Source organism: Variovorax sp. YR752, assembly GCF_943372545.1.
Genome location: NZ_CALRZC010000240.1, coordinates 1 through 12,279 on the forward strand (window position 1 = coordinate 1; position 12,279 = coordinate 12,279).

Annotated in this window: 9 protein-coding genes; all 9 read right to left on the reverse strand. The window is 66.8% G+C overall.

All coding sequences use genetic code 11. The features are described 5' to 3' along the window. Positions 1 to 278, reverse strand: a 278-nt coding sequence (locus tag AAG801_RS34690; protein ID WP_341892504.1) for a hypothetical protein, incomplete at its 3' end; no start/stop codon positions are given. Next, positions 275 to 3,103, reverse strand: a complete 2,829-nt coding sequence (locus AAG801_RS34695) for a type VI secretion system Vgr family protein (protein ID WP_341892505.1) — start codon at positions 3,101 to 3,103, stop codon at positions 275 to 277. The genes AAG801_RS34690 and AAG801_RS34695, both read right to left, overlap by 4 nt. A 38-nt stretch (positions 3,104 to 3,141) precedes the next feature. Beyond that, complete coding sequence (gene tssH, locus AAG801_RS34700; RefSeq protein ID WP_341892506.1) at positions 3,142 to 5,865, reverse strand: type VI secretion system ATPase TssH; 2,724 nt, start codon at positions 5,863 to 5,865, stop codon at positions 3,142 to 3,144. 40 nt (positions 5,866 to 5,905) lie between these two features. Then, complete coding sequence (gene tssG / locus AAG801_RS34705; protein WP_341892507.1) at positions 5,906 to 7,027, reverse strand: type VI secretion system baseplate subunit TssG; 1,122 nt, start codon at positions 7,025 to 7,027, stop codon at positions 5,906 to 5,908. Beyond that, a complete protein-coding gene (gene tssF / locus AAG801_RS34710) occupies positions 6,991 to 8,841 on the reverse strand; it encodes a type VI secretion system baseplate subunit TssF (protein WP_101494024.1) in 1,851 nt (616 codons plus the stop codon). Before tssF ends, tssG begins: the two co-directional genes overlap by 37 nt. A gap of 29 nt (positions 8,842 to 8,870) precedes the next feature. Then, a complete protein-coding gene (tssE, locus tag AAG801_RS34715; protein ID WP_095747206.1) occupies positions 8,871 to 9,362 on the reverse strand; it encodes a type VI secretion system baseplate subunit TssE in 492 nt (163 codons plus the stop codon). Between the two features lie 112 nt (positions 9,363 to 9,474). Next, the gene (locus AAG801_RS34720) at positions 9,475 to 9,987 is read right to left on the reverse strand and encodes a type VI secretion system tube protein Hcp (protein ID WP_062474768.1); all 513 of its coding nucleotides are present in this window, start codon (positions 9,985 to 9,987) and stop codon (positions 9,475 to 9,477) included. 80 nt (positions 9,988 to 10,067) lie between these two features. After that, positions 10,068 to 11,558: a type VI secretion system contractile sheath large subunit gene (gene tssC, locus AAG801_RS34725; RefSeq protein WP_099793842.1), complete on the reverse strand. Its 1,491-nt coding sequence runs from the start codon at positions 11,556 to 11,558 to the stop codon at positions 10,068 to 10,070. 2 nt (positions 11,559 to 11,560) lie between these two features. Further along, the gene (gene tssB / locus AAG801_RS34730) at positions 11,561 to 12,076 is read right to left on the reverse strand and encodes a type VI secretion system contractile sheath small subunit (RefSeq protein WP_341892508.1); all 516 of its coding nucleotides are present in this window, start codon (positions 12,074 to 12,076) and stop codon (positions 11,561 to 11,563) included. Positions 12,077 to 12,279 lie beyond the last annotated feature (203 nt).

The window sequence follows — 12,279 nt, forward strand, 5'->3', positions numbered from 1 at the left end:
GCAAGCCATTCGTCGCCCGCACCTTGCAGTGTCACAAGGTAGGGATACTGCGACTGCACCAACGGCACGCGAGGATCGAGAGGCACGGCCGTGACTTGGCGACCCCACGCTGTTTCGCGAGCCACCTGTTGCGCAGCGCAGTCGGCAGAGGCATCCATGGATACCGGGATGGGCTCTCCCTGCATGGGATCGACCAGCACGTAGAGAGACGTCGCGCTGTCGAATACTGCTTGCAATTGCGCCAGTGTTGCGACGCCAGACAACGGCTGCACCGTCATATCGCACTGACACCAGCAGCCCCGGCACTCGCGAGCTTGAAGGGGCACCCTTGGAACTCACCTTGACCCACGCTGTTGTCCACACTGCCCCCCATCGGCCCCACAAAGTCATGCATCCCCCTGAACGTCACCTTCCCCGGCGCATGGATCTTGATGCTCGAACCTTCCAGCTTGATGTACGCCCCCGCGCTGGTCAGCAGCACGTGCTTGGGCGCCTCCACGGCCACGTCCTTCGCCGTGCTGGCGATCGTCACCTTCTTGTCCGCCGCGATCTTCGTGGCGCCCGTCTGGCTCTGCAGGCTCACCTTGCCGCTGGCCGCATGCAGTGCGATGCCCCGCTCCTGGTTCGGCTCGCTGCCTTCTCCGGCCTTCGTGCCCACCGTGTACAGGCTCACCCCCTTGGCCACGCTCAGGGCGATCTGCCCTTGCGCGGGCAGGTCGATGTCCTGGCTCGCGACGATGGCGGTGTGCTGGCCGCTCACGGCGATCACTTCCCTGGGCGTGACGAAGCCGATGCCCATCGGCGCGCTGAACTGCAGGTGCGGCTCGCTGTACGCAGTGACGCTGCCGTGGCCGCCTTCGGTGGCCTTGATGTCTCCGCTGCTTGATCCGTTGTTACCCGAGGGCCCGCCGCCCTCCTGTTTGGCCTCCAGCACCTCAGCCACATGCTTCAGCGCGGCAATAGCCGGCAGCTCGCCCGGAGCACCTTCGCCCTTGATCTTCGCCTTCTGCGTCTGCGCGCTCTGCGCGAGCGACGTGGCGAGTTCTTCGGCCTGCTTGGTCTGCTGCTGCGCTTCGCGACTCGCCATGAACGCGCCCTTGGCGTTCGGCTGGGCATAGGCGCTCACGAGCAGGCCCGCGCCGGCGCGGATCGCGCCTTGCGCGGTGGTCGCCAGCTCGGCCCCGTGGCCGCGGCCCTTGCCGCGTGCGTTGTCGTCCTGCTGCTTGTGATGCCCCAGGTGCAGGCGGCTGCTGGCTTGCGTGGTGGCCAGGCTGGTGCTGCCCTGGCCCGGGGTGTCGTCGAAGACGAGCTGGTTGTAGCCCCCGTCGCCGCTCTGGCTGGCGCTGAGTTCCTGGGTCTTGATGCCGCTGAAGACGGCGTTGTGCGCATGTTCCTTGGCGCCCTTGCCTTCCCCGGCGAACCATGCGGGGGCGTTACCGGTGGACTGGGCGGCGCCTGCTGACTTCTGGTTGTGTTGGGCGTCGACCTGGCCGGCGCCGTTGTACAGCGCGGCGACCACGACGGGGCGGTCGATGTCGCCGTGGTGGAACTCCACCAGCACTTCCTGGCCGACACGCGGCAGGCTCATCTGGCCCCAGTTGTCGCCGGCGGCGCTGGCGGCCACGCGCACCCAGGCGCCGAGGCGGTCGGCGGCGGGGGCGTTGTCCTGGCCGTCGGTGCGCGACTGGCGTGCGCTGGACGCACTGCCGCGCTGCCAGTGGAACTGCACCTTGATGCGGTGGTCACGGTCGGTGTGGACCGGGGCATCGGTGCCACCCACGCCGATGACGATGGCGCTCTGGCTGCCGTGCACGCTGGGCTTGGGGTGGATGCGCTGGCCGTGGCCGTCCAGGCTCAGCGGCCGGTAAGGGATGGCCGCGCGCACGGTGGTGAATTCGTTGCGGTAGTGGGTGACGGCGTCTGCGGTCGTGTCGGCATTGCCGCTGTCGAACACGGTGGCGATGTCGGGCAGGCCCAGTCTCTCGCCGATGCCGGTCTTCAGGTCTTCGTCGAAGTTGTTGCGTGCGATGTGGCGCACGGCGAGCACGGCAAAGCGGCGGTCCTGCTCGCTGTCCTTGTCGTGCTGCTCATGGCCGCTCAAGGTGAAGGTGGTGGCGGGCGCCAGGGTGCGCACGGCGCTGCGGCCTTCAAAGCGCTTGTTGCGCAGCTCCAGTGCCTGCAGGGCGTTGGCCAGCAGGCGCTCGCCTTGTGCACTGGTCTCCCAGCCGTAGGCGCCGGGGTCGTCGCTCCAGTGCAAGGTGCGCTGGCCCGCGGCGCGGCTTTGCCGTTGCACGGGCCGCGCGCTCACGCTCTTGTAGTCCCAGCTGTGCTGCGCGAGGCTGTTGGTCTGCAGCTGGCGGTGGCCGCGCCACTGCTGGATGGTGTCTTCGCGTTCGCTGGCATCGGCGCGGTGGAAGCGGATGGTGGCTTGGGTGTTGGCGCGGAAGGCGCCCGCGTGGTCGGCGATGACGAGCGTGTGGTTGCCGAGCGCGCCGTCCTTGCCGGTGGCGTGCTCGAACCAGTAGTACAGGCCTTCTTCGGCGAGCAGGCGCGCGACGAAGTCGAAGTCGCTCTCCTGGTACTGGGTGGTGATGCCGCGCACGGGGTAGATGTCGCGCTGGGCGATCTCCCAGCGCCACTGCGGCACGAGCTGGCCCTGGCTCTGGTAGCGCCCGAACACGGCATCGACGATGTCGAACACGTTCTGGTGCTGGAACAGGCAGCTGTCCTGGCGGTAACGCAGGAAGGCCATCCACGGTTCGATGACGAGCCGGTAACGCGCCATGCCGCCGTTGCTCGACACGCACTCAGCCTCGCTCACATGGCCGTGAAAGGGGCGCAGTTCGGTGCGGCTTTGCGCGGTCTGCAGATCGAGGCGCACGCCCTGGCCGATGAGGGTCTTGAGTTCGATGTGCGCGTCGTCGCTCAGTGCGGTGAGTTCAAAGCGAAAGCCGCCGCCGTCGATGCTTTCCACGCCGTCCAGTCGCTCTGCGAGTAGCTTGTTCTCGCCCAGCGGCGTGTGCAGCACCAGCAGGCGCTCGCGCTGCGTAGTGCCCGCGCGCAAGAGCCCGCCGAGCGAGGCCGATGTGAAGGTCGTCGTCATTGTTTTTGTTCTCCCATGGACACGCGCCGTTGCCGCGCCTAGGTGATCCGGTAGCGGAACTCGCCACCCTTGCCGCAGCTGGCCTTGATCTTCGCGAGCGGCGTCTCGTCGGCCATGCGCGTGAGCACGGCCTCGGCAATCTCGGGCAGCAAGGTGCCGTTGAGGATGTGGTCGACGTTGCGTGCGCCCGAGTCGACCTCGGTGCAGCGTGCGAGCACGGCCTCGACCAGCGCGTCGTCCCACTCGAACACGGCCTTGTGGTTGGTCGCGATGCGGTCGCGGATACGCCCGAGCTTGAGCGCGATGATCTGCTCCAGCACCGCATCGGTGATCGGATAGAACGGTGCCACCTTCATGCGGCCGAGAAAGGCCGGCTTGAAGGCCTTCATGAGCACGGGGCGCAGTGCGTCGGCCAGCGCATCGGGCGCGGGACGTTCTTCATCGGCCTTGTTGAGGCAGGCCTGCATGATCTGCGACGAACCGATGTTCGAGGTGAGGATGATCAGCGTGTTGCGGAAGTCGATCTCGCGGCCCTCGGCGTCGTCCATCATGCCCTTGTCGAACACCTGGAAGAACATCTCGAGCACGTCGGGGTGGGCCTTCTCGACCTCGTCGAGCAGCACCACGCTGTAGGGTTGGCGGCGCACGGCCTCGGTGAGCACGCCGCCTTCGCCGTAGCCCACGTAGCCGGGCGGCGAGCCCTTCAGGCCCGAGACGCTGTGCGCCTCCTGGTACTCGCTCATGTTGATGGTGATGAGCTTCTTCTCGCCGCCGTAGAGGATGTCGGCCAGCGCGAGCGCGGTCTCGGTCTTGCCGACGCCCGAGGGGCCGACGAACATGAACACGCCGCGCGGCTTGTTGGGGTCTTCCAGGCGCGCGCTCGCGGTGCGCACGCGCTGGGCCACGGCGGCCAGCGCGTGGTCCTGGCCGATCACGCGCTCGGCGAGCAGGGTGTCGAGGGCGCGCACGGTCTTGATCTCGTCCTTGACCATGCGGCCCAGCGGCACGCCGGTCCAGGCGGAGACGATCTCGGCGACGACGTGGCCGTCGACCTGCAGCGGCACCATCGGCGTGGTGCCTTGCAGTGCGCGCAGTTCGGTGAGCAGGGCATCGAGCTGGTCGCGCGTGGGGTCAGCGGCAGCAGCGGTTTTCTTGCGGCCGGCGGCGCGGGCGGGCGCCTTCTCTGCCACTGCGGGTGCGGCATCGGGCTGCGCGGCCGATTCGTCGCGTTGCGCACGCAGGGCGCGGATGCGTTCGACCAGCGCGTTCTCTTCGGCCAGGCGTTGCTGGCTCGCAGCCAGCTCGGCCTGCAGCGCACTTTTCTGTTCCGCCAGTTCGGCAAGACGCGCGTCATGGCGCCCACCGGCCGCGGTGTCGCGCACCAGCGCGGCGCTCTCGGCCTCGATGCGTTCGAGACCACGATTCGCTTCTTCGATCAGCGCCGGTGTCGCGCTCTGCCCCAGCGCCACTTTCGCGCACGCGGTGTCGAGCACGCTCACCGCCTTGTCGGGCAGTTGGCGCCCGCTGATGTAGCGGTGCGACAGGCGCACGGCCTCGGTAATGGCTTCGTCGAGCACGCGGATTTTGAAGTGCTTCTCCATCAGCGGCACCATGCCGCGCAGCATCGCGGCGGCCAGTGTCTCGCTGGGCTCTTCGACCTTCACGACCTGGAAGCGCCGCGCGAGCGCCGCGTCCTTCTCGAAGTATTTCTTGTACTCGCCCCAGGTGGTGGCGGCGATGGTGCGCAGCTCGCCGCGCGCGAGCGCAGGCTTGAGCAGGTTGGCCGCATCGCTCTGCCCGGCCTGGCCGCCCGCGCCGATCATGGTGTGGGCCTCGTCGATGAAGAGCACGATCGGGTGCGGGCTCTTCTTCACTTCGGCAATCACGTTCTTCAGGCGGTTCTCGAACTCGCCCTTCACGCTCGCGCCGGCTTGCAAGAGGCCCATGTCGAGCGTGTGCAGCGCCACGGCGCGCAGCGACTCGGGCACGTCCTGCGCGGCGATGCGCAGTGCCAGCCCTTCGACCACGGCCGTCTTTCCGACACCCGCCTCGCCCGTGAGGATGGGGTTGTTCTGGCGACGGCGCATCAGGATGTCGATGACCTGGCGGATCTCGGTGTCGCGGCCGATGACGGGGTCGAGCGCACCGTCGCGCGCGCGCTGCGTGAGGTTGGTGGTGAACTGGTCGAGCGCGGGCGTCTTTCCGGGCACGCCCGCGGCCAGCGGGTCGGCCGGCGCCTGCTGCGCGTCGCCTTCGGCCGCCGCGCCCGAGGCGCCAGCTTCCGCCGCTTCGCTGGAGCCGTCGGTGAGCTTGTCGAAGTCGTGCTTCAGGTCTTCGAGGCGGATCTTCGCGAACAGCGGCGAGCCGCGCTGCGCGAGCTGCGCGAGGTCGGGCTGGGTGAGCAGCGCGAGCAGCAGGTGGCCCGAGCGGATCTGCGCCGCATGCGCGTCGAGCGAAGCCAGCAGCCACGCCTGCTGGAACAGCTGCTGCAGGTGCTGCGAGAACACCGGCGTGCGCGTGTTGCCGTTCTTGAAGGTCTGGATCTCGCGCTCCAGGTCTGACTGGATCGCGCTGGCGCTGATGCGGTTGGCGTGCAGCACGCGCGCGAGGTCGTTGTCGGTCTGCTCGAGCAGCGCCAGGAACAGGTGCTCCAGGTCGACCTCGTAGTGGCCGTGGGCCAGGCACAGGTTGGCGGCGCGCTGCGTGGCCATGCGTGCGCTGGCGTTGAGCTTGGTGATCAGTGTCTTCAGCGAGGTGCTCATGAGCGGTGGTGTTCTTCTGTCGGTCGTGTTCGTTGAAAGGTCACTGCAGCGGCTGAAGCTCGTACTGCGTGTCGCTGCGGTCGCTCTCGGCCTGGCGGGTGGTGATGAAGCTGTCCCAGCCGAGGTGGCTGCCGCCGCTGTCGCTGAGCTGCACGGCGGCCACTTCTTCGCGCGCCAGGATCAGGCGCACCTCGTATTCGCAGGTCACGCCGGCGAGCAGCGCCAGCATTTTTTCGAGCGCCTTCGCATGCGCGCGGCCCGGAAAGAACTCGCGCAGCGCGCTGCGCTTGAGCGGGCCGATCCACAGGCGGATGCGCAGGTCGCGCTGCCAGATGCGTTCGCCCGCCATCGCGTTCTGGCCCAGGCTCACGTTGCCCTCGCCCAGTTTGGAGCGCTGCTGCACGGGCATGTCGTACCACTTGCCGAGGAACTGCTCGATGCGGATGTGGCTGCGAAAGTAATCGGACAGCACGCGCTGCAGGTACGCCGCCGACATCGGCCGGTGGCGCACCGCAGCCGCATAGCCAGCCACGGTTTCGTCGAACACGGTGCCCGTGCCGTCGGTCAGCGGATCGCGCTGGGCCGTGTGCTCCAGCCCGGCCATCGACAGCAGCACCGGCAGGTAGGCGCGGCTGCGCTCGTGCTCGTAGTGCAGCGGCAGGCGGTACTTGCGCCAGGCCGCATAGAAGAGCGCGGCAGCGCGGTTGCTGAACACGTCGAGAAAGGCGCGCGCCGAGCTGTCGCGCAGATGCTGCTCGCGGCGCATCAGCATCTCGGTGTAGACGATGGGCAAGGCGCCCGACACACCCAGCATGCCGAACGACGCGGGCGTGAGTTCGATGCGGCTCAGGCCGTGCTCGTCCTCATGCGGCGCCGGCGGCTCGCACAGCTGCGCGCCCGACATCAGCTCGCCCACGGCGTCGCGCACCGCCAGCGCCTCGATCTCGCTGGGCGGAAAGTTCAGGCTCGTGGAGCTGCGAAAGCGCACCCAGCGCGGCACCATGCGCTCGCCGGGCACCAGGCGCTGGTGCACGTCGCGCTCCTGCCGCTTGAGCAGCATGAGCTCGATCAACCGCACCGCCTGGAAAAACTCGAAGCGGTAGGGTTCGCGCAGCAGCCTTTCGGCTACAGGAGGATCGATTCGCCGCTGCGGGGCTTGCATCGCACCAGCTCCTCCTTGTCGCGCGCCGAAACAATCACCAGTTGGGTGAAGCTGTTCAGGTGCACATAGAGACCGAAGAAATGGTCCATCACGCGGGCAAAGGCCTGCAGGCTGCTGCCCACGAAGCCGGTCTCGTCGACCGTGAGCTTGAGCTCGATGCCGCGCACGAAGGTCGCGAAGGGCTTGCCGGGCAACCACTGCGTGGTGGCCTGCTGCTCGATCGCGGTGATGGCCTCGATCTGCCGCGCCGACACGGCCGAACGGCCCAGGTCGTACAGCCGCAGCATCTCTTTCAACGCCGGCAACCCGCTGGTGGCCAGCGACAGATGGTTGAGCGACAGGTGCGACACCAGCCGCCACTGCACGCCCTTGCCGCGCGGCATGCGCAGCGTCTGCGTCGGGCGGCGCAACATGCGGATCGAACGCGCCACCGAGTTGCCCTCGATGAACAGGTCGCCGCCGGGCAGGCCGAAGGCCAGCGAATGCGGCAGGTCGCGGTTGGTGCAGGTGAGGTCGATGCTCAGCGTCTCGGTCTGCGGCAGCGAGGGCTGGAAGTCGATGTCGACGATCGAGAGCTCGGTCTCGTAGCCCGGGCTGCGCTGCGCCACGAGTTCGTTGCGCCGCGCAAACCAGTAGTGCTCAGCCTCCTTCGGGTGCTCGCCGTGGTGCAGCGAGTAGAAGGGCCGGAACTCGATGTACGCGTCGCCCTCGGCGGTCTGCTTCACGAGCTTGACCGAGTCGATGCTGTAGACCTCGAAGCCGAAGGCGCGGCGCGCATCGGCCACCACCGGGTATGCGGCCGCGGCATGCGTGACGCGAATGGGGTCGCTGCGCTGCTTGAAGAGGTTGATGACGGGCGTGCAGCCCAGCCGCAGGTTGCGGCTCGACACGCCTTCGAGCAGCCGCGCCGTGGGCGAGTCGGCGCGCACGTCGGTCATCACCAAGTGCAGCGTGATCGAGCGGCACGAGCCGATGTGGCGCAGCGCGTTCGCCAGGTCGATGTCGACGAAGTTGAACTTTTCGGGAAACGCGAAGTACTCGCTCAGCAGGCGGTACGCGGGGTGCGAGCGCGCGGGCAGTTCGATGAGCGCATCGGCCTCGTCGAAGCCGACGGGGTGCAGCGCCTCGCCCTGCACCAGCGTCCACTTGCCGCTGCGCTCGGGCTCCACGAAGACGGCGGCCGTCTTCAGGAAGATGGCGTCGGCCAGCGCCGTGGCCAGCGAGGGCTCGGCATCGATGAAGGTGCGCAGGCGCGCCAGCGTGAGCGCCAGGGTGCCGAGCGACTTCTGCTCGCCGGTGGCCTCCAGCGTGACCGACAGGCAGCCCGTGGCGTTGCGCGGCAGCGAGGCCTGCGCGGGCGCGTTGACCACCGAGTGGTAGACCACGTTCGACACCTGCACTGCTGCCAGCGTGACGTCGTACACGCTGCGAAAACGGCAGGCGCCGCCGCGCACCGGCTGCGAGGTGAGTTCGGTGCCGCGCGCAATGGTGATGGGCTTGCTGAGCTTGGCGAGCGCCGCGCCGCCGGCGTCGAACTGCGCAATGGAGCACGACGGAAAGGGCCGCAGGTAGTGCGGGTACATCACCTCGAGCAGCGCTTCGGTGAGCTCGGGGTAGTCGTCGTCGAGCTTCTTGCTGATGCGGGCCGTGAGCAGCGCGAACGACTGGATCATGCGTTCGACGTGCGGGTCTTCGCTGGCGTCGGCCGAGATGGCCAGGCGCGCGGCGATCTTCGGGTAGCCCTTGGCGAACTCCTGCGAGTAGCCGCGCAGGAAGGCCAGCTCGCGTTCGTAGAAGGGCAGCAACTCGTCCATGGTGTGCGTCGTGTGCGCGGATCGTGGCGCTAGGCGTACCGGCTCTTGCCGGTGCCGCGGGTGATGGAGTACTGCAGCGTCGTGGGCTGCAGCATGGCGTCGAAGTTCACCGGCTCGGCCAGCTCGGGCAGCACGAGCAAGGCGGTGATTCCAAAATAGAGCATGTGGGTGCTGGCCTGGCCGTCGACTTCGAGCGACACCGAGACATCGCGCAGGCGCGACTCGTGGCGGGCAATGGCCTGCTCCAGCGAGCGGCAGATGAACGAACGGTCGTAGTGGCTTGCGAGGCTCAGGCCCGAGAAATCGCTCAGGCCGTAGGTCATGACAGAACGCCGGCACTCGGGGTAGGCCTCGAGCTTGGCGTCGTCGAAGACCATGCGCGTGTTGAGCAGGGACTCAAGGTCGCGTGCGACCACGTTCTTGACCTCGTCAAGCGACAAATGGCGCAGCACCGGCGAAGCCGGACCGCGCCAGTCGTCATCGAACAGCTTGTCGAGCAGGCCCGGTTCGAATCCTGTCATGGGTCACTCCCTGTCTCTCGCGTCGGACAGCGGGCACGCAAGGCGCCGCGCGGGGGCGCGGCGCCAAAAAGAAACCGCGGCCTGCGCCGCGGTCCACGTTGCCCGACTTACGTCAGACCGAGTAGGTCTTGTCGTTCTTCGTGAGGCTCCAGGCGCCTTGCGAGTTACCGCCCTGGTTGCCGCCGATCTTCTGCTGCGTGTACTTCCACTGCACGGCGGCGTACTTCAGCGAGAAGGTCTCGCTCGGCACGCTGGCCACGTCGGTGCTCACGACCTTCGGGTTCACGCTGGCGATCAGCACGTACTTGAGCTTGATCTCCATGTACTGCACGCGCTTGCCTTCGCCGTCGGCACGGTAGAACTGCACCGTGACTTCGTCGAAGGTGGTGCCGCCCGACGCGTGCTGATACAGCAGCGGGCTGACGACGTCCATGTCCTTCGTGAAGATCATCTCGCCGTGCTCGCAACGCTCGGCGGTGTGGCCGCCGGCGGTCGACGCGGTGGCCGAGCGCGGTTGCACGATGCTGTGCTGCCACGAGCTGACTTCGATCCAGTCCTTGTGGTCCTTGTCCTGCGACTCGCCGTTGATGGCCGGGCTGCCGAACTTGACGTAGATATCTTTCATGTTTCTTCCCCTTCTTGATTGATTACTGACAGTTAACGTGTTGCAGCACGGCCCCTCGGCCGCGCACCCGATCTGCCTCCTTACTTATTCACTGACTTCGGCAGATCGGCGACCAAGCGCAGTGAAATAGACAGTTCATCCAGCTGGAAGTGCGGCCGCAGGAACGCGACCGCGCGGTACACGCCGGGCCGCCCGGGCACTTCGCCGACCTGGATGGCGGCTTCGCGCAGCGGGAATTGGGCTTTCTGTTCCTGCGTCGCGTTGTCGTCGAGCAGCACGTACTGCGCGATCCAGCGGTTCAGGAACTGTTCGACGTTGTGTGCCGAGGCAAAGCTGCCGATCTTGTCGCGCATCATGGCCTTGAGGTAGTGCGCGATGCGCGACACCGAGAAGATGTACTGCAGCTGCGCCGACAACACGGCGTTGGCGTTGGCACTGTCGGTGTTGTACTTCTTGGCCTTCTGCAGCGACTGCGCGCCGAAGAACGCCGCGTAGTCGGAGTTCTTGCAGTGCACGAGCGGAATGAAGCCCAGGTCGCTGAGCTCTTTTTCGCGCCGGTCGGTGATGGCGATCTCGGTCGGGCACTTGAGGGCGATCTCGCCTTCGTCGGTCTTGAAGGTGTGCGTGGGCAGGTCTTCGACCAGGCCGCCGCCTTCGACACCGCGGATGGCCGCGCACCAGCCGAAGTCGTCGAACGCAGCCGTGAGGCGCGTGGCGAAGGCCCAGGCGGCGTTGCACCAGAGGTACTTGGCGTGGTCGGTGCCGTCGACGTCTTCAACGAAGTTGAAGCTGTCGACCACTGTGCCGTCACGCGGGTGATACGGCAGGCGGCCGAGAAAGCGCGGCAGCGTGAGGCCGACGTAGCGCGAGTCTTCCGAATCGCGGAACGACTTCCACTTGGCGTACTCGACGGTGTCGAACACCTTGGCCATGTCGCGCGGCTTGCCCAGGTCGGAGAAGCTTTCCAGGCCCAGCAGCTCGGGCGAGGCCGCGCCGATGAAGGGCGCGTGGGCGGCAGCCGCCACGTGCGCCATCTGGTCCAGGAAGTACATGTCTTCGGGCTGGCGCGTGACGTCGAAGTCGCCCACCAGCGCGCCGAACGGCGCACCGCCGAAGGTGCCGAACTCTTCTTCGTAGACCTTCTTGAACATCGCGCTCTGGTCGAACTCGACGGCGGCCTTGAAGTCGCGGATCAGGTCGCGCTTGGTGGCGTTGATGACCTTGATCTTGAGCATCGTGCCGGTCGGCGTTTCCTTGACCAGGTACTCCAGGCCGCGCCAGGTGCTCTCGAGCTTCTGGAACTCGGGCGCGTGCATCACGGCGCTGAGCTGCGCGGAGATGAGCGCGTCGAGGTCGGCCACGCGGGCGTCGATCATGGCCGACACGTTGTCCGAGACGATCACCGAGCCCTCGAGGACCTGGCTGACCAGTTCGCCGATGAGGTCCTTGGTGCGCGTGTGTTCCACGTCGGACTTGGCGACCTTGCTCTTCTCGACGATCTGGTCGAGCAGGTCGACCGTGGCTTCCGATGAAGCGGCACCGCTCGATGCCGATAGTGCTTGCGCAGTCATGTTCAGCTTTCGTCCTTCTTGCCGGCGCTTTGTCCCAGGCGCTGGAGTTGCTCGGTGTTGTTCAGCACGTCGGCCAGCAGGTCTTCGAGCTTGCTGTTGCCGGCCATCTTGTTGCGCAGGTCGGCCAGCTTGGTGCGCGCGTCGAGCAGGCGCTTGAGCGGCTCGATCTGCTCGACCACGGCTTCGGGCGAGAAGGCGTCCATCGAGTTGAAGGTGAGGTCGACCCCGAAGCTGCCGCCGCGGGCGTCGAGCTTGTTCGGCACCTGGAAGGCGGCACGCGGGGCCACGCCCTTCATGACGTCGTCCATGTTGTCGCGGTCGATGCTGACGAACTTGCGGTCCTTGAGCTTGGGCTGCTCCACCTCGGACTGGCCCGCCAGGTCGGCGATCACGCCGACGACGAAAGGCAATTCCTTTTTCTCGATGGCGTCACCGAGTTCCACGTCGTACGTGAGTTGCACGCGCGGCGGGCGCACTTTTTGAAGCCGCTTCTGCACGCTCTGTCTTTTGGTCGCCATAAGTTTCGATACCTTCGCAATAGGACTGAGAAACGAATTAAAAAGTTGTACGGCCTATTCCTAAAACCGCACGCCCATTCGTTAATACATTGGTTTAAAAACCAATTTCAAAAACAAAATAATTACTTGAGGGCGTCAAATGGATTGCCGCCGCCACCGGCGCGCGGGGCGGGCGCGGCAGGTGCCGGGCGCGGCGCAGCGGC

Bases quoted from the DNA above. Each gene is read 5' to 3' on its own strand.
- AAG801_RS34695 (WP_341892505.1), bottom strand. From the start codon at position 3,103: ATGACGACGACCTTCACATCGGCCTCGCTCGGCGGGCTCTTGCGCGCG.
- tssH (WP_341892506.1), bottom strand. From the start codon at position 5,865: ATGAGCACCTCGCTGAAGACACTGATCACCAAGCTCAACGCCAGCGCA.
- tssG (WP_341892507.1), bottom strand. From the start codon at position 7,027: ATGCAAGCCCCGCAGCGGCGAATCGATCCTCCTGTAGCCGAAAGGCTG.
- tssF (WP_101494024.1), bottom strand. From the start codon at position 8,841: ATGGACGAGTTGCTGCCCTTCTACGAACGCGAGCTGGCCTTCCTGCGC.
- tssE (WP_095747206.1), bottom strand. From the start codon at position 9,362: ATGACAGGATTCGAACCGGGCCTGCTCGACAAGCTGTTCGATGACGAC.
- AAG801_RS34720 (WP_062474768.1), bottom strand. From the start codon at position 9,987: ATGAAAGATATCTACGTCAAGTTCGGCAGCCCGGCCATCAACGGCGAG.
- tssC (WP_099793842.1), bottom strand. From the start codon at position 11,558: ATGACTGCGCAAGCACTATCGGCATCGAGCGGTGCCGCTTCATCGGAA.
- tssB (WP_341892508.1), bottom strand. From the start codon at position 12,076: ATGGCGACCAAAAGACAGAGCGTGCAGAAGCGGCTTCAAAAAGTGCGC.